Source organism: Streptomyces sp. DH41 (genome assembly GCF_029813785.1).
GTDB lineage: Bacteria > Actinomycetota > Actinomycetes > Streptomycetales > Streptomycetaceae > Streptomyces.
Genome location: NZ_JARVKY010000001.1, coordinates 664,971 through 684,909, shown reverse-complemented (window position 1 = coordinate 684,909; position 19,939 = coordinate 664,971). Strand labels below are relative to the sequence as shown.

Annotated in this window: 14 protein-coding genes and 1 other RNA gene; 10 read left to right on the top strand and 5 right to left on the bottom strand. The window is 72.5% G+C overall.

Annotated features, from left to right (window positions below; translation table 11 throughout):
* Positions 1–174 precede the first annotated feature (174 nt).
* The 4 genes from QC283_RS02990 to QC283_RS02975 form a co-directional block, all read right to left on the bottom strand.
* On the bottom strand, positions 175–1,092 hold the full coding sequence (locus QC283_RS02990; protein WP_279559716.1) for a carbohydrate ABC transporter permease: 918 nt from the start codon (positions 1,090–1,092) through the stop codon (positions 175–177).
* A complete protein-coding gene (locus QC283_RS02985) occupies positions 1,089–2,462 on the bottom strand; it encodes a carbohydrate ABC transporter permease (protein ID WP_279559715.1) in 1,374 nt (457 codons plus the stop codon). Before QC283_RS02985 ends, QC283_RS02990 begins: the two co-directional genes overlap by 4 nt.
* Positions 2,463–2,466: 4 nt before the next feature.
* Positions 2,467–3,864, bottom strand: coding sequence for an ABC transporter substrate-binding protein (locus QC283_RS02980; RefSeq protein WP_279559714.1), 1,398 nt, complete (start codon positions 3,862–3,864; stop codon positions 2,467–2,469).
* A 268-nt stretch (positions 3,865–4,132) separates the two neighbouring features.
* A complete protein-coding gene (locus QC283_RS02975; RefSeq protein WP_279559713.1) occupies positions 4,133–8,131 on the bottom strand; it encodes an FHA domain-containing protein in 3,999 nt (1,332 codons plus the stop codon).
* 429 nt (positions 8,132–8,560) lie between these two features.
* Here QC283_RS02975 and QC283_RS02970 point away from each other — a divergent pair, with 429 nt between their 5' ends.
* The 4 genes from QC283_RS02970 (at position 8,561) to QC283_RS02955 (ending at position 13,886) form a co-directional block, all read left to right on the top strand.
* Complete coding sequence (locus tag QC283_RS02970) at positions 8,561–10,306, top strand: serine/threonine-protein kinase (RefSeq protein ID WP_279559712.1); 1,746 nt, start codon at positions 8,561–8,563, stop codon at positions 10,304–10,306.
* A gap of 105 nt (positions 10,307–10,411) precedes the next feature.
* Positions 10,412–11,656, top strand: a complete 1,245-nt coding sequence (locus QC283_RS02965; protein ID WP_279559711.1) for a serine/threonine-protein kinase — start codon at positions 10,412–10,414, stop codon at positions 11,654–11,656.
* A 76-nt stretch (positions 11,657–11,732) separates the two neighbouring features.
* Positions 11,733–12,839 carry a peptide chain release factor 2 gene (gene prfB / locus QC283_RS02960; protein WP_279559710.1) on the top strand — a complete coding sequence of 369 codons (1,107 nt, stop codon included), beginning with the start codon at positions 11,733–11,735 and terminating at the stop codon, positions 12,837–12,839.
* Between the two features lie 318 nt (positions 12,840–13,157).
* Positions 13,158–13,886: a hypothetical protein gene (locus tag QC283_RS02955; RefSeq protein WP_279559709.1), complete on the top strand. Its 729-nt coding sequence runs from the start codon at positions 13,158–13,160 to the stop codon at positions 13,884–13,886.
* 125 nt (positions 13,887–14,011) lie between these two features.
* On the opposite strand, the gene QC283_RS02950 is transcribed toward QC283_RS02955, so the two are convergent.
* Positions 14,012–14,203, bottom strand: coding sequence for a hypothetical protein (locus QC283_RS02950; RefSeq protein ID WP_279559708.1), 192 nt, complete (start codon positions 14,201–14,203; stop codon positions 14,012–14,014).
* A 244-nt stretch (positions 14,204–14,447) separates the two neighbouring features.
* On the opposite strand from QC283_RS02950, the gene ftsE reads away from it, so the two are divergent.
* The 6 genes from ftsE to QC283_RS02920 all read left to right on the top strand — a co-directional run bounded on the left by ftsE (position 14,448) and on the right by QC283_RS02920 (position 19,480).
* Positions 14,448–15,137 (top strand): cell division ATP-binding protein FtsE, encoded by a 690-nt coding sequence (gene ftsE, locus QC283_RS02945; protein ID WP_053131878.1) that lies wholly within the window; start codon positions 14,448–14,450, stop codon positions 15,135–15,137.
* Between the two features lie 29 nt (positions 15,138–15,166).
* Positions 15,167–16,084 (top strand): permease-like cell division protein FtsX, encoded by a 918-nt coding sequence (ftsX, locus tag QC283_RS02940; protein ID WP_279559707.1) that lies wholly within the window; start codon positions 15,167–15,169, stop codon positions 16,082–16,084.
* 68 nt (positions 16,085–16,152) lie between these two features.
* A complete protein-coding gene (locus QC283_RS02935) occupies positions 16,153–17,325 on the top strand; it encodes a S41 family peptidase (RefSeq protein ID WP_279559706.1) in 1,173 nt (390 codons plus the stop codon).
* 63 nt (positions 17,326–17,388) lie between these two features.
* On the top strand, positions 17,389–17,868 hold the full coding sequence (gene smpB / locus QC283_RS02930; RefSeq protein ID WP_052841735.1) for an SsrA-binding protein SmpB: 480 nt from the start codon (positions 17,389–17,391) through the stop codon (positions 17,866–17,868).
* Between the two features lie 143 nt (positions 17,869–18,011).
* Positions 18,012–18,411: a transfer-messenger RNA gene (gene ssrA, locus QC283_RS02925) on the top strand.
* A gap of 97 nt (positions 18,412–18,508) precedes the next feature.
* A complete protein-coding gene (locus QC283_RS02920; protein WP_279559705.1) occupies positions 18,509–19,480 on the top strand; it encodes a LysR family transcriptional regulator in 972 nt (323 codons plus the stop codon).
* The last annotated feature ends 459 nt before the right edge of the window (positions 19,481–19,939 follow it).

Genomic DNA, 19,939 nt, shown 5'->3' with positions numbered 1-19,939 from the left:
CATGGGTCGGCGGGGCCGGCGGAGTCGGCGCGGGCGTTCGGCCCGGGAACGGCCGGTGGAGTGACTTGGTTACGGCCCCTGCGGCATTCGGGGGATTTCGCGCACCCGGAAAACGCTCGTACGAAGGAGGGGGCGAGCCGGTGTTCGGCCCGCCCCCTCGGGTTGCTGTCGCGCCTACTTGACGGCGCCCGCCATGACACCGGACACGAACTGCCGCTGGAACGCGAAGAACACGGCCAGCGGGATCACCATGGAGATGAACGCTCCCGGCGCCAGTACGTCGATGTTGTTGCCGAACTGCCGTACCTGCGTCTGCAGGGCGACCGTGATCGGCTGGCTCCCGGAGTCCGAGAAGATCAGCGCGACCAGCATGTCGTTCCACACCCACAGGAACTGGAAGATGCCCAGGCTCGCGATCGCGGGCCCGCCCAGCGGCATCACCACCCGGACGAACAGGCGCAGTTCACCGGCGCCGTCCAGCCGGGCGGCCTCCAGCAGCTCTCTCGGGATCTCCGCGAAGAAGTTCCGCAGCAGGAACACCGCGAACGGCAGCCCGAAGCCGACGTGGAACAGGATCACGCCGACGACCGAGCCGAACAGCCCGATCTTGCCGAAGAGTTCGGCGATCGGGATCAGGGCGACCTGGACGGGCACGACGAGCAGTCCCACCACGGCCAGGAACCACCAGTCGCGGCCCGGGAAGTCCATCCACGCGAACGCGTATCCGGCGAGCGACCCGATGACCACGACCAGGACGGTCGCCGGGATCGTGATCATCGCGGTGTTGAGGAGCGAGGAGGTGATGTCGCCGTTCCTCAGCAGCTCCTCGTAGCTCTGGAAGGTGAGCTGGGACGGCTTGGTGAAGACCTCCCACCAGCCGCTCGCCGCCATGTCCCGGGGCGTGCGCAACGAGGACAGCAGCAGGCCGATCGTCGGGACCAGCCAGAACAGGCCCACGACGATCAGGAACACCTGGACCAGTCCGCCGCTGACGCCCTCGGCGAGCCGGGACCCCAGCGACCGCTTCGCCCTGACGGCCGTCCCGGGCGGCGTCGACGCCGTCTTCGTGAGGGAGCCCGCGTCCGTGGTCATCGCCGCACCTCCCGCCGCAGCCGCCGTACGTTGAACCACATCACCGGGATGACCAGGAGCAGCAGGAACACCGCGATGGCGCTGGCGATGCCCGGCTGGTCGGTGGCGAAGCCCTTGCGGTACAGCTCCAGGGCGAGCACGTTCGCGTCGTCCTGGGAGGAGCCCGGGGCGATGATGAAGACCAGGTCGAAGACCTTCAGCACGTTGATCATCAGGGTGACGACGACGACCGCGAGGACCGGCGCCAGGAGCGGGACCGTGACCCGTCTGAAGACCTGCCACTCGCCCGCGCCGTCGACCCGGGCGGCTTCGAGGAGTTCCCGGGGGACGCCCGCCAGCCCGGCCGCGATCAGCACCATCGCGAAGCCCGCCCACATCCACACGTACGACCCGATGACGGCCGGGGTGACGAGCGAGGGGCCGAGCCAGTTCAGGCCGTTGTACGGCTCCTTGAAGTTGTCGGCGGGGAGTCTGAGCTGTGCTCCCTCGGCCACGGCGGGGAGCGTGAAGGTGCCGTCGCCGGCCGCCGTCGTCTTCGCGACGACCTTGCCGTCCTTCACCGCCTCGATCCTCATCCCGGCGTAGCCCAGCTCGGCGGCGTCGACGCCGTTGAGCTTCCCGACGCCCTTGCCGCGGGTGAAGTCCTGCCAGGTGGTGCCGGTGATCCTCCCGTCCTCGGGGTCGGCGGACACGGCCTTCTTCGCGCCGTCCGGCATCACGTCGGGGGCGACGCCGACGAGGGGGAGGACGACCGTCTCGCCCGCGGTGACCGGTTCCTTGGTGATGAACGCGCCGCCGCCGGCCGGCTCCAGCGGCGACTCGCGGCCCGGGTGCGCCTTCGGGAACGCCGACGACTCGGCGAACGTGTCGTGCACCCCGACCCACACCGCGTTCGCGACGCCCTTGTCCGGGTCCTGGTCGTACACCAGGCGGAAGATGATGCCGGCCGCCAGCATGGAGATCGCCATCGGCATGAAGACGACCAGTTTGAACGCCGTGCCCCAGCGCACCCGTTCGGTCAGCACCGCGAAGATCAGACCCAGCGCGGTGGCGACCGTCGGCGCGAACACCACCCAGATGATGTTGTTCTTCAGCGCGGTGCGGATGCCGTCGTCGGTGAACAGCGCCTGGTAGTTGTCGAATCCGGCGAAGCCGTCGCCGGACTGGTCGTAGAAGCTGCGGATCAGCGAGTACCCGATCGGGTACACCACGAGCGCGCCGAGCAGTACCAGTGCGGGCAGCAGGAACAGGACCACCACGGTTTTGCGGGTGCCGGTCACGCTCCTGCGCCGCTTGGGTGAGGTGGGGGACTGGGGTGACTTGGGGGCGGCCGGGGCCGGTGAGGCCCCCGCCGCCGGTGCCGCCGCCATCGCGTCAGCCTCCGTAGGCGGCGGCCGCGTCCGCCTCCAACTGCCGCTGGGCGCCCGCGACGTCCTTCGGGTTCTTCAGGAAGTCCTGCAGCGCCTTCCACTCGCCCTTGCCGGGCGTGCCGCCGAAGGCCTGCGGGGCCTGGTCCGACATGTCGAAGCGGAAGTCGTCGCCCGCCGCGATCAGCGCATCGGCGATCTTCTTCTGCACCTCGTTCGGGTACGCCGACGTGTCGAAGCTCTTGTTCGGCGAGAGGTAGCCGCCGAGCTTCGCGTGGATCGCCGCCGCGTCCGGGGAGGCCAGCCAGGTGACGAGCGCCTGCGACGCCTTCGAGTCCTCCAGGATCACCGCCGCGTCACCGCCGGAGACCACCGGCGCGGTGTCGCCGACCGCCGGGAACGGGAAGACCTTCGCGTCCGTGCCGACCTTCGCGTCCGTCTCGGCGATGTTGACCTGCACGAAGTCGCCCTCGTAGACCATGCCCGCCTTGGGCTGGTCGCCGCCGGTGAAGGTCTGCGTCACCGAGGCCGGGAACTCGGTCTGCAGCGCGCCGGTCGCGCCGCCCGCGACGTAGTCCTTCTTGCCCCAGATCTCGGCGAGGGTGGTCAGCGCCTCCTTCACGGACGGGTCGGTCCACTTGATCTCGTGCTTGGCCAGCTGGTCGTACTTCTCCGGGCCCGCCTGCGAGAGGTAGACGTTCTCGAACCAGTCGGTGAGGGTCCAGCCATCCGCGCCGCCCACGGAGAACGGCGTGACGCCGGAGTCGTAGACCGTCTGGGCGGCGGTGAGCAGCTCGTCCCAGGTCTTGGGCTCGGCCGCGCCCGCGTTCTCGAAGACCTGGGCGTTGTACCAGATCAGGGACTTGTTGGCGGCCTTGTAGTAGACGCCGAACTGCTTGCCGGAGACCTTGCCGATGTCCTGCCAGCCCTGCGAGTAGTTCTCCCGCAGCTCCTTGGTGGCCTCCGCGCCCAGCGGCTTGGCCCAGCTCTTCTCCACGGCCTGCTTGATGGCACCGGGCTGCGGGAGCATCGCCACGTCCGGCGGGGCGCCGCCCGCGATCTTCGAGCCGAGGAAGTTGATGATCGGGTCCTGGGCGGGCACGAAGGTCACCTTGGCGCCGGTGCGCTTCTCGAACTCGGCGAGGACCTTCTTGAAGTTCTCCTGCTCGGCGCCGGTCCAGACGGCGGCGACCTCCAGGCTCTCGCCGTCCAGCCTGGGAAGGGTGACGGTGGCGGCCGTCTTCTTGTCGCCGCTGCCCTGACCGCCCTTGTCCTCACCGCCGTTGTCGTCGTCACCGCCGCACGCGGTGAGCGAGAGCGCGAGAGCCCCCGCGGCGAGGGTGGCGGCGGCCCGGGTGGTCCTCTTGACGGTCCTGTGGGATCGGAAGGTTCTGCTTGTGCGCATCACTGCCCCGTTCTTCGTTCCTCGTCGAACGTCCGGCGCTGTCCCGTGGGCTCTGGTGTACGCCAGGGGGGTGGGGGCGGCAAGAGCGCGTCCGGCGTCCAGAGGAAGATCGTGACCGCGTCGTGACCAGGCAACCGGCGCCGGTGCGGGCGCGGTCGGGAGCGGCGGCCCCCGAACCCCCCGCTCCGGCCCGAGCGGCCGCGTCCGGGAGAGCTCCGGGAGCCTTCCCGGAGCGAGGCGCTCCCAACCAGCGGCAACCTGCCCGGCCTTACAGCAGTGACGGCACCTGAGCCGCCGACACCTCCCGCGCCGCACGCTCCAACGCGCTGGCGAGCAGCGCCAGATCCGTCGGCCCGTTGCCCAGTTCGCGGACGGGGCGCCGGGTGGGCGGGTCGCCCATGCGGTGCCACTCCAGCGGGACCACCGTGGGCCGCAGGGTCGCCGTCCGCGGGATGCGGCCCGTCACCCGGCCGCCCTGGAACACCACGTCCCGTCCGTCCGGACAGGACAACCGCCCACGCCCCGGCATCGGTTCGTCCGGACCGGGTGCCGGGGCGTCGAGGGTGACGCGCAGGGTGGCGCGGAGCGCGGGCTCCGTCTGGGCCGTACGGCCGCCGGGCGCGGTGGCGGCCACCAGGTGCACGCCGAGCCGCTCGCCCTCCCGCGCGACGGCCTCCAGCGCCCGCATCACCGACCCCGCCGCGGGCCGCCCGGGGGAGCCGAGCGGGGGAGTGACCAGGGCGTCGAGATCGTCCACGACCACGACGAGGCGGGGGAGCGGAGGCGCCGCCCCCGCCCGGCGCCGGGCCGCGCCCGGTCGCAGCCGCAGCGTGGAGCTGGGCGGGGAGTCGACGTCCCCGGTGTCCGATATCGCCGCGGGGCCGGGGGTGCCGGCGCCGCCACCCGACGGCGTGCGCTGTGCGACCAGCCGGCCCGACACCTCGCGTCCGGTGTGCCACTCGGCGAAGTCCGACCGTCCGAGCAGCTCGGCACGCCGCTTCAGCTCGGCGCTCAGGGACTGCGCGAACTCCCGCATGCGCACCGGGTCGTTGGCGGTGAGGTGGGTGGTGACGTGCGGTACGTCCGTACAGACGCGCAGCCCTTCCCCGTGCCCGCCGCCGCCCGAGCCCACGCTGTCCCGGCCGTCCATCAGGACGATGCCGAGGCGGTCGGGGCGTTCGGCGGAGGCGAGCGAGGCGACGAACGCCCGCAGCAGCTCGGTACGGCCGCTGCCGGGCGGGCCCTCGATCAGCAGGTGGGGCCCCTCCGCGGCGAGGTCGGCCGTGACCGGGCCGCGCGGTCCGGCGCCCAGTACGGCGTGCGCCCGTCCGCCGAGGGCCTCCGTGTCGTCGGCCGCGTCGGCCCATCGGGCCATCAGGGAGGCCGGGGTGGCCCGGGCGAGGCCCAGCTCGTCGAGGAGCCGGGCCGCCTGGGGCAGCGGCGCGGACACGCGCGTGTGCCGGTCGCCGACCGCGCCGTCGGTACGCAGCGGGGCCAGGGCGCGCGCGAACCGCTCCGCCCAGGCGAGGGAGACGGCGTCGACCGTACCGAGGGTGCCGTGCCCGACCGGGCCGGCGGGGGCGATCGGGCCGACGGGAGCGATCGGACCGGTGGCCGAGCCGGTGGCCGGGCCGTTGGGGGCGGTCGGGCCGGTGGCCGGTGCGCCCTGGGAGGCGCCCGTGCGCGCGACGCGCAGCAGTCGCAGGGCCGTCGCCACGTCGCCGCTGAGCAGCGCCACGGCGCCGCACTCCCGGAACACCGGGGACACCGCGCAGGCCGCCTCGTACGTCTCCGTCACCGGGGACGTCGGGGAGGCGGCGGCCGTCTCGGCGAGGCTCAGGACGTGGATACCGGCCCGTGGGCCCTCCAGGGCCAGCCGCGCCACCGCGTCGCGCACGTCGGCTCCGCCGGGGTCCCCGTCCACGACGACCACCGTGTACGGCCCGGCGAGGCCGCCGGCCGGATCGGTTCCGTCACCGGCCCGCGCCCAGGAGGGCCGGCGGGTGCCGGCCGTGTCCGGGGTCGTGTCCGAGTCCGTGGCCGTGGCCGGGCTCTGTGGTGTGTCCCGTGCGGGAGCCGTCGGCTGGGCCGGGATGGTGCCGGCGGGAGCCGGTGGCCGTGCTCCGGCCCGGGTGTCCGTCAGGTGGTCCTCCAGGCGGCGGAGGAGCTCGTGGGCGCGGGCCGTGGCCTGTTCCCGGTCGTAGGCGAGCAGCAGACGGCAGTCCTGACCGTGTCCCGGGCGCAGGTGCGGCAGCCAGCCCACCCAGGACCACTCGGCGGCCCGTTCGGCGAGCGGACGGGAGCGGTCCGCGCTGATCAGGACGATCTCCAGGACGTCGGCGGAGTGCAGCGCGGCGAGCTGGGCCAGGACCGAGCGGGCCAGCCCGGCCAGCCGCGCGCGCGGGCCCGCCAGCCCGAGCGCCCCGACCTCGCGGAACCCGGCGGTCACCGGAACCGCGGGCAGCGGCGCGTCGCCGCCGGGCGCCACCCGGTCGGCCGTGCCGAGCCGCACGGTGAGCGCCTCCGGGTGACCCGGGCCGCGCTCCCACAGTCGTGGTCCCGGTCCGAGCGCCGTCAGCAGCAACGAGGCGGGGTCCGGCCAGGTCTCCGGTGCGCGGGCCGTGCCGGCCGGGGCCGTCGGTGCCGGTCCGGCCGGCTCCCGGTCGTAGGCGTGGGTCCCGGCCTCGGTGGCGTCCTGCGTGCCGCCGCGGCCTCCGGCGAGCCGCCGTGCCCACGCGCCGAGCCCGCCGCGCCTGCGCACGCCCGGGGGGACGTCGGTCCCGCGCAGGGGCGTGCCCTTGCGCCGGGTGCCGGCGTCCGGGCCGGGGGCGTCGGCGGGACCGGAGGCCTCACCGAAGGGGGCGCTCCGGGCGGTCCCGAGGACGTGCGCGCCATGGGCACCCGCACCGTGGGCGCCCGCACCGGACGGTCCCGCGCCGTGCGCGTCCGCGCCGTACGGGTTCGAGCCGCTCACGTCCGCGCCGTACGGGTCCGAGCCGTAGCCGCCCGTGCCGGATGCGCCTGTTCCGTAGGTCTCGGGCCCGTGCCCGCCCGCACCATGGCCCGCGCCCACGCCGGTAGCGCCGCCGTGGGTCTCGTCCCCCGCCGGGGACGGCCGCCGCGTGCCCGCCGCGTGGCCGGTGCCGTGGCTCTCGAGTCGCGGTGCACCGCCCTGCCCGGGGACCTGACGGGGCTCGGTCGATGCCGCGCCGATGCCGGGCCCCGCGGGGCCGTAGGCGTGGTGCGTTCGCCCGGCGGGGCGGTCCCGGGCCGCGGACCCGGCGGCACTGGTGCTCCCGGCACCGGCCCCCCGCCGGGAACCGTCCCCTTCCCCTTTTCCGGCCCCGCGCGAGGAGCCGTCCGCCGCCCCGGCCGGGCGCGCGGCGCCGTCCGTCCCCAGGCCCGCCTGGGCGGAGTCGTCCCTGCTGCCGTACGGGTGCGCCGTGCCGTCCGTGCTGCTGGTCGTGCCGGAGGGACCGCCCGTCTCGCCCCCCACACGGGCCTGGCCCTCCGCCCCGTCGGCCACGCGCGCGTGCGCCACCCGGCCCCCGGCGTCCGCCCCCGGGCCCGGCCCGGCCCCCCGAGACGGGGACCCCTCCGGGCCGGAAAGCCGTACGTGCCCCTCCCCGTCCGGGGTCGTCGCCACGCGCGCGACCGCGCCCTGGGGGACCGGCACGAGGCGCAGGGCGGACTCGCCGATCCGCAGCAGCGCCCCCGGCGCGAAGCGGACCGGGCGGTCGCCCACGCGGGTGCCGTCCAGCGTGGTGCCGTTGGTGGAACCGAGGTCCGCGACCGAGACGCGGCCGTCGGGGGCGACGGTCACGGCGCAGTGCGTCCGGGAGACGTCCGGGTCGTCGAGCGCGATGTCGGCGTCGGCGGAGCGGCCGAGCTGGATCTGGCCGCCGTGCAGCAGATGGACGCCACCCGCGTCGGGGCCGGCGACCACATGGAGCTGGGCCGGCACGTCGGCCGGTTCGGAGTGCGGGTCGGGCTCGCCCGGGGCGCCCAGGCAGAGCACCGCGCCGTCGGTCAGCGGGGGCTCGCCCAGGGTGCTGCGCTGGGCGTCGAGCCGCTGCGCCCCGGCGTAGAGCACCACCTGGCCGGAGCCCGGACTCTCACCGCCGGGCAGCGCCGCGGCCAGCGCGGAGGCGATCGCGGCCAGGGCCGTGCCGGGCGGCGCGGTGACCAGCACGTCGCAGCTCGCGGCGTGGCCCCCCACCGAAGCATGCGGGCCCAGCGGGTCTACGACGGTCAGCCGGATCTGCATCGCCGTCAGCGGTCCCTTCGCGCGGGCGCCCGCGCGCCGGGGACAGAAGCCGTCTACCGCGGTCCCCCACCGCGGACTTCCCCCACCGCCACACGAGCACGTCGGCCAGTACTGCACGCATCCTCGCACCTGCCACTGACAATGTGCCCGTCGCCCGCCATCAAATGATCTTGATTGGTCGGCTCTGCCCGCAAAAATGCCTGACAGGTGTCGCGTCGATGATCGAACGGCGTCCGCTTGAGATCGGTCACGTTCGGGCCCGGCAACCAAGGGACCGGGTCGAGCGTCTTTCCTTCGAACACGCGCCGGAAGCGGAACGTAAGACGCACCGGTGGACCAATGGGAAGCACAGGACGACGACAGCCCGGTGCCGGGAGCACGGCACTACAGTGGGGCGGAACAGTCGGCAAGCAACAGGGAGCGCATGACGTGCGGCCGGTAGGCAGCAAGTACCTCCTCGAGGAGCCCCTCGGTCGCGGCGCCACGGGCACCGTCTGGCGGGCCCGCCAGCGGGAGACCGCGGGCGCCGAGGCGGCCGTGGCCGGTCAGCCCGGCGAGACCGTCGCGATCAAGGTCCTCAAGGAGGAGCTCGCGAGCGACCCCGACATCGTGATGCGCTTCCTGCGGGAGCGCTCCGTCCTGCTCCGGCTGACCCACCCCAACATCGTCCGGGTCCGCGACCTGGTCGTCGAGGGCGAGCTGCTGGCCCTCGTCATGGATCTCATCGACGGTCCGGACCTGCACCGCTACCTGCGCGAAAACGGGCCGCTCACCCCGGTTGCCGCCGCCCTGCTCACCGCGCAGGTCGCCGACGCGCTCGCCGCCAGCCACGCCGACGGCGTCGTCCACCGTGACCTGAAGCCGGCCAACGTCCTGCTGAAGCAGACCGGCGGCGAGATGCACCCGATGCTCACCGACTTCGGCATCGCCCGTCTCGCGGACTCTCCCGGCCTCACCCGCACCCACGAGTTCGTCGGCACGCCCGCGTACGTCGCGCCGGAGTCCGCCGAGGGCCGCCCGCAGACCTCCGCCGTCGACGTCTACGGCGCCGGCATCCTGCTGTACGAGCTGGTCACCGGCCGGCCCCCGTTCGGCGGGGGCTCCGCCCTGGAGGTGCTGCACCAGCACCTGAGCGCCGAACCGCGCCGCCCCTCCACCGTCCCCGACCCGCTGTGGACGGTCATCGAGCGCTGCCTGCGCAAGAACCCCGACGACCGCCCCAGCGCCGAGAACCTCGCCCGCGGCCTGCGGGTCGTCGCCGAGGGCATCGGCGTGCACGCGAACAGCGCGCAGATCGGCGCCGCCGAGAGCGTCGGCGTACTCCTCGCCCCCGACCCGGCGCCCGCGCAGGTCCCGGGCGACCCCGGGGCCGCCGACCCGACGCAGGTCCTGCCGCAGAACCCGCCCGGCGCCCACGACCCGAACGGCGCGACCAGCGTCCTGCCGCACACCGGCGGCACGGCGGGCGCCGCCGACCCCACCGCCGTACTCCCGAACCGCGGCGCGGCCGACCCGACCGCCGTCATGCCGCCGGTGCCGCCGGGACAGCCGGGCGGCCCGGGGCAGGGACAGGGCGGGCAGTCCGGCGGCCCCGAGGACCCGCACCCCTGGCAGAACCAGCTGCGCGCCGCTCGCGACCGCAACGAGCAGACGCAGGTCCAGTACATCGACCCGAACGACGACCCGCTGCGCCGCCGCCCCCAGCGGCAGGTGGCCCGCCCGCAGCAGCCGCCCCGGCAGGCCCCGCAGGGCCCGCCGCCCCAGCAGCCCGGCTACGGATATCCGCAGCAGCAACAGCCGCAACCGCAGCGGTACGCCACCCCGCAGCCGCAACAGCCCCAGCAGCCGCACCGGCCCCAGCCGCAGCGCTACGCCCCGCCGCCCACGCCCGAGCCGCAGCCGCCCCGGCGTGAGCCCCGGCCGCCGCGGCAGCGCGGCGCCAACCCCATGCGCATCCCCGGTCTCGGCTGTCTCAAGGGATGCCTGGTCACGATCGTCGTCCTGTTCGTGGCCGGCTGGCTGATCTGGGAGCTGAGCCCGCTGCAGGAGTGGATCGGCACGGGCCAGGGCTACTGGGCGCAGCTCAGCGACTGGTTCACCACCGCGACCGACTGGATCGGGGACCTGGGCGGCGACAGCGGCTCGGGCGGCGGCGGGACGTCCACCGGTAACTGAGTCTGGAGATTTGTCGACACCCAGCGGGTGATTTCGGCCTCCGCTGTGAAGGTTGGCTCCTCGGACGCGTACTTTTAAGCGCAACACGCGTCGGTAGGAGCAGTCTTGGCACGGAAGATCGGCAGCCGGTACACCGCCCACCAGATCCTCGGGCGGGGCAGCGCCGGCACGGTGTGGCTGGGCGAGGGTCCCGAGGGACCCGTCGCGATCAAGCTGCTGCGCGAGGATCTGGCGTCCGACCAGGAACTCGTCTCACGCTTCGTGCAGGAGCGCACCGCCCTGCTCGGCCTGGAGCACCCGCACGTCGTCTCCGTGCGCGACCTGGTGGTCGACGGCAACGACCTCGCGCTGGTCATGGACCTGATCCGCGGTACGGATCTGCGCACCCGCCTCGACCGGGAGCGGCGTCTGGCACCCGAGGCCGCGGTGGCCATCGTCGCCGACGTCGCCGACGGCCTGGCCGCCGCGCACGCCGCCGGGGTCGTGCACCGCGACGTCAAGCCGGAGAACGTGCTGCTCGACATGCGGGGCCCGCTCGGCCCCGGCGGCTCGCACCCGGCCCTGCTGACGGACTTCGGTGTGGCCAAACTCATCGACACCCCGCGGCGCACCCGCGCCACGAAGATCATCGGCACGCCGGACTACCTGGCCCCGGAGATCGTCGAGGGCCTGCCCCCGCGCGCGGCCGTGGACATCTACGCGCTGGCCACGGTCCTGTACGAGCTCCTTGCCGGCTTCACGCCGTTCGGCGGCGGCCACCCCGGCGCGGTGCTGCGCCGCCATGTGACCGAGTCGGTCGTCCCCCTCCCCGGCATCCCGGACGAGCTGTGGCAGCTGCTCGTGCAGTGCCTCGCCAAGGCGCCGGCCTCCCGGCTGCGCGCCTCCGAGCTGGGCGCCCGGCTGCGCGAGCTGCTGCCGATGCTGGCCGGGATGGGGCCGCTGGACGTGGACGAGCCCGACGCGGAGCAGGAGGAGGACACGCCCGAGGAGCCCCCGGCGTCCCCCGCGCCCGCCGGGGAGCCGGTACGGCGCCGGGGAGCGGTGCCGCTGGTGCCGGGGCCGAAGCCGGCCGACTCCAACCGCGACACGCACACCTCCATGCGCGTACCGGCCCCCGACGAACTGGCCGGCGGCGCCCGCGGCACCGCCCGGGCCCCTCGCGCGTCCGGCGCCCCGCGCCCCGGATCGGCCCGCAACCGCGCCGCCGCGCGGCGCCGCCGGCTGGCCGTGGGAGCGGGCGCGGTGGCCCTGGTCGCGGCGATCGGCGTCGGTACGTGGCTGGCCACGAGCGGCGACGAGAGCGGCGCGGGGCCCCAGGACACGCGGAACTCGGCACCGGCCTCCCCGTGAGTCCGGGCACGCCGCCCCACCGCCATCCGGTGACGACCCGGCGAAGGCCGGTTGGCGGAGCCGTTACGCTGGATGCGTGGCAGTCGTCGATGTATCCGAAGAGCTGAAGTCCCTCTCCTCGACCATGGAGTCGATCGAGGCCGTCCTGGACCTCGACAAGCTGAGGGCAGACATCGCCGTGCTCGAGGAGCAGGCGGCCGCGCCCTCCCTGTGGGACGACCCGGAGGCGGCGCAGAAGATCACCAGCAAGCTCTCGCACCTCCAGGCCGAGGTCAGGAAGGCCGAGACCCTGCGCGGCCGGATCGACGATCTCGGGGTGCTCTTCGAGATGGCCGAGGAGGAGGACGACCCGGACACCCGCGCCGAGGCCGAGTCCGAGCTCACGGCCGTCAAGAAGGCGCTGGACGAGATGGAGGTCCGCACGCTGCTCTCGGGTGAGTACGACGCCCGTGAGGCGCTCGTCAACATCCGCGCCGAGGCCGGCGGCGTGGACGCCGCCGACTTCGCCGAGAAGCTCCAGCGCATGTACCTGCGGTGGGCCGAGCAGCGCGGCTACAAGACCGAGATCTACGAGACGTCGTACGCGGAGGAGGCCGGCATCAAGTCGACCACCTTCGCCGTGCAGTCGCCGTACGCCTACGGCACCCTCTCCGTCGAGCAGGGCACGCACCGGCTGGTGCGCATCTCGCCCTTCGACAACCAGGGGCGCCGGCAGACCTCCTTCGCGGGCGTCGAGATCCTCCCCGTGGTCGAGCAGACCGACCACATCGAGATCGACGAGTCCGAGCTGCGGGTGGACGTGTACCGCTCGTCCGGTCCCGGCGGCCAGGGCGTGAACACCACCGACTCCGCGGTGCGGCTCACCCACCTCCCCACCGGCATCGTGGTCTCCTGCCAGAACGAGCGCTCCCAGATCCAGAACAAGGCCACCGCCATGAACGTCCTCCAGGCCAAGCTGCTGGAGCGGCGCCGCCAGGAGGAGCAGGCCAAGATGAACGCCCTCAAGGGCGACGGCGGCAACTCCTGGGGCAACCAGATGCGTTCGTACGTGCTGCACCCGTACCAGATGGTCAAGGACCTGCGCACGGAGCACGAAGTGGGCAACCCCGAGTCGGTTTTCAACGGTGAGATCGACGGTTTCCTGGAGGCCGGCATTCGCTGGCGCAAGCAGCAGGAGAAGTAGCGCGAGGCGCTGACGCCGCTTTGTCGACAAGGCAACTGCCGCCCTTCCGGCGGCGGTTGCCTTTTGTCTGGCCCCCTCTCCGCCGGTGATGTCTGGGTTTTACATCACACTCACACCCATTGTGTCCGGCATACGTCCCGTACCTGGACATCGCGTACGCAATGGCCTTGACGTTGCTTTGAACATTCGTAAGGGTGAGGCGCGGCATGCGTATTTCTGGGGCGCATGTGAACCGGGGGCATCAGCAGAGCTACCTCCGTCGATCACGGCCCCGAGCGCGGCCTCTCTGACGATTCGGCTACTGGGGGTAGCAACCATATGACCAAGAAGACGCGGATCCGTGTCGCACGCATAGCGGCCGGTGCCGTGATCGCGGCCGGAGCCTCGCTGACCGCCGCGGGTGCCGCCTCGGCGCTCGACCTCGGTGTGAGCGCGGGCGTCGGCGACACCAGCGTCGACGTCGGCGTGAGCCTCGACGGCGACGACGAGGAGCCGACGACCCCGCCCACCGACATTCCGACGGACCCGAACGAGCCGACGGACCCGACGGATCCCACGGACCCGACGGATCCCACGGACCCGACGGATCCCACGGACCCGACGGACCCGACGGACCCCACGGACCCGACGGATCCCACGGACCCGACGGACCCGACCGACCCCACGGACCCGACGGATCCCACGGATCCCACGGACCCGACCGACCCCACGGACCCGACGGACCCGACCGACCCCACGGACCCCACGGACCCGGGTAACGGCGGCGGCAACGGTGGCGGCAACGGCGGCGGGGGCGACAACACCAACCCCGACGGCGGCAGCAACGACAACGTCAGCCAGAACGAGGGTTCCTCGGCCCTGACCGACACCGGTGAGGAGGCCCAGGCCTCCGACACCACCGCCCAGGGCAGCGGCGAGGAGCTCGCCGAGACGGGCGCCGCGCAGACCACGTTCCTGCTGGTCGGCGCCGCCACGATGATCGCCGGAGGCATCGGCTTCCGCTTCCTGCCGCGTCTGATGAACGGCCGCGGCGGCGCTGCCGCCTGACGGTAGCCGTCCGCGTACGCACAGCGCACGCACGAGAAGGGGCCCGGAGCGCACAACGCTCCGGGCCCCTTCTCCGTCCGCTTGCGTGACCGTGTCCCGGGGGCCCCGTGGACCCTCCGCGTGCGTCAGGCGGTCTGGTGGGCCAGCAGGGCCACCGCCGCGACCAGCACCGTCAGCAGCGCGACCAGCGTCATCGGATTCAGCCCCGCGAGGAAGTTCCCCTGCTGCAGCCGCTCGCGGTTCGCCCGGCACACCGGGCATCTGCCCTCGTTCACGGGCGCCGCGCAGTTCGCGCACACCAACCGGTCGTACGTCATGCGCTCACCCTCCTTGCCCACCGGCTCCGTCAGGACAACGCCCGCACCGACGCGAACGTTCCCCCTTCCACTGTGCCAGGTTCCGTGGGGCCCCGCGCGCCTTCCCTCCGGGGCCCGGGCCGGGGCCGGCGCGAGCCGAGGACAAAACGCGCAACTGATGCGCAACCCCGACCGGTGACTGCGGTCCGCTCCCCGATTCGCGTATGGTCACGCACATCTACCCCCGGCGACCCGTGGTGCATCCGTGATCCGATTCGACAACGTGTCCAAGGTCTACCCCAAACAGAACCACCCAGCCCTCAGGGACGTCTCCCTGGAGGTCGAGAAGGGCGAGTTCGTCTTCCTCGTGGGGTCCTCCGGCTCCGGAAAGTCCACCTTCCTGCGGCTGGTCCTCCGCGAGGAGCGGTGCAGCCACGGACAGGTGCACGTTCTGGGCAAGGATCTCGCCCGCCTGTCCAACTGGAAGGTGCCGCAGATGCGGCGCCAGCTGGGGACGGTGTTCCAGGACTTCCGCCTGCTGCCGAACAAGACGGTCGGCGAGAACGTCGCCTTCGCGCAGGAGGTCATCGGCAAGTCACGCGGCGAGATCCGCAAGTCCGTGCCGCAGGTGCTCGACCTCGTCGGGCTCGGCGGCAAGGAGGACCGCAGGCCGGGCGAGCTGTCCGGCGGTGAGCAGCAGCGCGTCGCCATCGCGCGCGCCTTCGTCAACCGGCCCAAGCTGCTCATCGCGGACGAGCCCACCGGCAACCTCGACCCGCAGACCTCCGTCGGCATCATGAAGCTGCTCGACCGCATCAACCGGACGGGCACCACCGTGATCATGGCGACCCACGACCAGAACATCGTGGACCAGATGCGCAAGCGCGTCATCGAGCTGGAGAAGGGCCGTCTCGTCCGCGACCAGGCACGCGGCGTCTACGGCTACCAGCACTGACGAGGAACGGAAAGGCTTAACGAGACGCCATGCGCGCCCAGTTCGTGCTCTCGGAGATCGGTGTCGGTCTTCGCCGCAATCTGACGATGACCTTCGCCGTCATCGTCTCCGTCGCCCTGTCCCTGGCCCTGTTCGGCGGTTCGCTGCTGATGAGCGACCAGGTGACCACCATGAAGGGCTACTGGTACGACAAGGTCAACGTCTCGGTCTTCCTCTGCAACAAGAGCGACGCCGAGTCCGACCCCAACTGCGCCAAGGGCGCGGTGACCGAGGACCAGAAGAAACAGATCATGTCCGACCTCGACGAGATGACCGTCGTCGACAAGGTGACGTACGAGTCGCAGGACGAGGCGTACAAGCACTACAAGGAGCAGTTCGGCGACTCGCCGCTGGCCAGCTCCCTCACGCCGGACCAGATGCAGGAGTCGTACCGGATCAAGCTGAAGGACCCGGAGAAGTACCAGGTCATCGCCACCGCCTTCGACGGCCGGGACGGCGTGCAGTCCGTGCAGGACCAGAAGGGCATCCTGGACAACCTCTTCGGCCTCCTCAACGGCATGAACTGGGCCGCCCGCGCGGTGATGGCGCTGATGCTCGTCGTCGCGCTGATGCTGATCGTCAACACCGTGCGCGTCTCGGCGTTCAGCCGTCGGCGTGAGACCGGCATCATGCGACTGGTCGGCGCCTCCGGCTTCTACATCCAGGCGCCGTTCATCATGGAGGCGGCGGTCGCCGGGCTCATCGGCGGTGGTGTCGCCTGCGGCTTCCTGGTGGCCGCCAGGTACTTCATCATCGACAACGGACTCGCCCTGTCCGAGAAGCTGAACCTGATCAACTTCATCGGCTGGGACGCCGTGCTGACGAAGCTTCCGCTCATCCTGGCCACGAGCCTGCTGATGCCCGCGTTGGCCGCGTTCTTCGCGCTGCGCAAGTACCTGAAGGTGTGACACATACCAAGAGGGCCGCACGGTGAAGCGACCGTGCGGCCCTCTCGCGTTGTCCTAGACTCACCGGCATGTCAGGTCGTGACCTGTTCTGTCAGCCCCGCCGCACACGCCGCGGGGCCGCCCTGACCTTGGTGTTCGCGAGCGTGCTCGTCGCGGGCGCGGCCACCGGCTCGTTCCCCGAGACCGACCGGAAGCCCCCGCCCGACACGGCCGACGCCGCCGTCCCGGCCGGCCGGCACGAGGAGGTCGCGCGGGCGGCGTCCGAGGCGATGGCCGACGGCAAGTCCCCCGAGGAGGCCGCCGAACGCGCCGTCAGCCGCAGCGGGGACCGCTGGGGCGCCGTCTACTCCCGGGGCGAGTACGAGGAGTTGGAGGACGCCCTCGACGGCCGGTACACCGGCGTCGGGCTCTCCGCCCGCCGCGAGCGCGACGGCCGCATCGAGGTGAGCGAGGTGCGCTCCGGCTCGCCCGCCGCCGACGCCGGAATCCGCCAGGGCGACCGGCTGCGCAGCGTCGACGGAGAGCGGGTGGACGGGCGCCCCGTCACCGAGGTCGTCTCCATACTGCGCGGCGACACCGAGGCCGAGCCCGCCGGCACCGCCGTCCGGCTCGGCCTGGAACGCGGCACGCGCGCGTGGACGGAGACCGTCCGCCGGGCGCGGCTGTCCACGGACCCGGTGACCGTGCGCACCCTCGCCGACGGCGTCACCGTGGTCAGGGTCGTGTCGTTCACCAAGGGCGTCGGCGAACAGGTGCGCGGAGCCGTGGAGCGGCTGCCGTCCGGCGCCGGGGTCGTCCTCGACCTGCGCGGCAACTCCGGCGGGCTGGTCGCCGAGGCCGTCACCGCCGCCTCCGCCTTCCTCGACGGCGGCCTGGTCGCCACGTACGACGTCGACGGCGACCAGCGGGCCCTGCACGCCGAGCCCGGCGGCGACACCACCAGACCCCTGGTCGCGCTCGTCGACGGCGGCACGATGAGCGCGGCCGAGCTCCTCACCGGTGCCCTCCAGGACCGCGGCCGGGCGGTCGTCCTGGGCTCCCGCACCTTCGGCAAGGGCTCGGTGCAGATGCCGGGCCGGCTGCCCGGCGGCGCGGTGGCCGAGCTGACCGTCGGGCACTACCGCACCCCCTCCGGCCGCGGCGTCGACGGCACCGGCATCACGCCCGACCTGGAGGTCGACCCGACGGACCCGGCCGCCCTGGACCGGGCACGGACGGTGCTGAGCGGACTGGGACGCTAGGAGCGCCCCCGCGTAAATCGGCTTCCCGCGGACCCCCTCCGTAGTGCCAAAATGGGCTGCACTATGGCTAAGGAAAAAGGGCGCAAGCTGATCGCGCAGAACAAGAAGGCGCGGCACGACTACCAGATCCTCGACACGTACGAGGCCGGCCTGGTCCTGTCCGGGACCGAGGTGAAGTCGCTGCGCCAGGGGCGGGCATCGCTGGCCGACGGCTTCGTGCAGCTGGACGGACACGAGGCGTGGCTGCACAACGTGCACGTGCCGGAGTACAGCCAGGGCACCTGGACCAACCACAGCGCCCGCCGCAAGCGGAAGCTGCTGCTGCACCGGGTGGAGATCGACAAGCTGGAGTCGAAGTCCCAGGAGACCGGTCACACGATCGTGCCCCTGGCGCTGTACTTCAAGGACGGCCGGGCCAAGGTCGAGATCGCGCTGGCGCGCGGCAAGAAGGAGTACGACAAGCGCCAGACCCTGCGGGAGAAGCAGGACCGCCGCGAGGCGGAGCGGACGATCTCGGCGATCAGGCGCAAGCAGCGGGCCTGACACCCCCAGGGACAGCGGGCCTGCCCCACAGGAGGAATAGGCTGGCACCCGCGTGCGTTGGTCACGTACGATGGCACTTGCACCCCACAGCGGGTGCGCGCCCTCCTCGGAGGGACCTCTTCGGAGGATTGAAAAATCAACATGGGGATGATCGGTTTCGACAGCGGATGTCGAAGCAGGGGAAGCGTGTCGAGGAAGCGGCCATGATCTCGTTAACCACAGGCCGAAAAAAATAATCGCCAATTCCAAGCGCGATTCCTCCCAGCAGGCCTTCGCCCTCGCTGCCTGATCTCAGGTAGCGAAGCGAGCCTCCTACTAAGGGAGTGTCAGCCCGGGGCTGTTCCCGACCCGGATCCTGGCATCAGCTAGGGGACTAAACCTTGATCCCGGTCACGGGGTGAAGAGGGAAACCAAACAGTGACTGAGCCCGTCGGAGACTTGTCCGCGTGATCTCCGGGGCTGAGAAAATCGAAGCGGACTGCACACGGAGAAGCCCTGGTTCCGCACCGTTGGACGCGGGTTCGATTCCCGCCATCTCCACATTTCCATGGTGACCCCTTGGGGCACCGGCCGAGCGCCGGGCCTCAGGGGGTCTTTGTGTGCCATCATCGCGGCGCGGTCGCCGTTGTAGATTCGCCGGATGCCCGCACCCGCCCACCTCGACCCCCGCCTCCTGCGCGCCTTCGTCACCGTCGCGGAGGAACTGCACTTCACCCGCGCCGCCACCCGCCTGTACGTCGCCCAGCAGGCGCTCAGCAGGGACGTGCGGCGCCTGGAGGGGGAACTGGGCGCCGAGTTGTTCGTCCGGACCACCCGGCAGGTGACCCTGACGGCCGACGGCGAGCGGCTGCTGCCGTACGCCCGCCGCGTCCTCCGGGCGCAGGACGACCTCCTCGCCGCCTTCGGACAGGCCCGCCCGCTGCTGGTCGACCTCAACTCACCGCAACTCGACACCGGCCGCCTGGTCCTGGAACGGGCCCGTGGACTCGCGCCCGAACAGGAGCTGATGGCGCGTTACGAGAGCGGACTGACGGGCGCCGCGGCCGAACTGCTCGCCGGCCGCGTCGACGCGTCGTTCGGCCGGTTCGCCGGCCTCGCCCCGGCGCTGCGGGCGGGACTCGGCCACCAACCGGTCCGCTACGAACCCATGGCGGTGCTGCTGCCCGGGGACCACCCGTTGGCCCGGCTGCCGGAGGTGCCGCTCGCCGCGCTGAAGGGCGAGACCCTGTACGCCGGAGCCGGCAATCCGCGGACGCCGGAGTGGACCGACCTCGCGCACCGCCTGTTCGAGGGACGCGGCATCGAGGTGGCGGCACCCGCTCCGGTGGCCGTCGGGGAGGAGGAGTTCCAGCGGGTCATGGACAAGACGCGCAATCCGATCCTCGCCGTGGCGGGCTTTGTGGCCATCGGGCCGACCGTCGTACGCCCGCTCGTCGACCCCGTGCCGCTCTCGCCCGTGTCACTGGTCTGGCGAAAGGGACTGGTGCACCCCGCGTTCGACGCGCTGCGCCGGGCGGCGGCCCTGGTCGCGGCCGAAAAGGGCTGGCTCCACAGGCCCTCGGGAGGCTGGATTCCGGCCGTCGACGCCGCTGTGATGTCCGTCCACAACTGACACGGGGCAACCACCTGTCCTCCGCGTGCGCTACATTCTTTGCCTGAGCACGGTGTGGTACAGGGGGCGCTCGAACCAGGTGGGGGCCGGTTCGGCCGACGGGTGCTCGGAGTCGTATGCGCACCCGGAACTGTCCCGTGGGGGGAAGTGTGCGCGCGTGAAGAAATGGCAAAATAACGCCCAACCGGAGGGGCCCGAGGCCGTGTCCGGGATGCGTGATCTCCCAGAGGCGAAACAGGATGCTGACGTCACCGAGGTATTTCCGGCGACCAGGGCCCTCCCGGTGACCGGGGAGCCTTCGACGACCGGAAAGTCGTCCGGCCGATCCGGCCAGTTCGCCGAGTCCGGCCAGTCTGCCGAGTCCGCCAGGCCCGCCCCGTCCGGCGGCTCCGCCGGATCTCCTGGTTCTCCCGCTTCCGGGGCCGGATGGTTCGGGGGCGCCGGTGCCGACGAGACGGA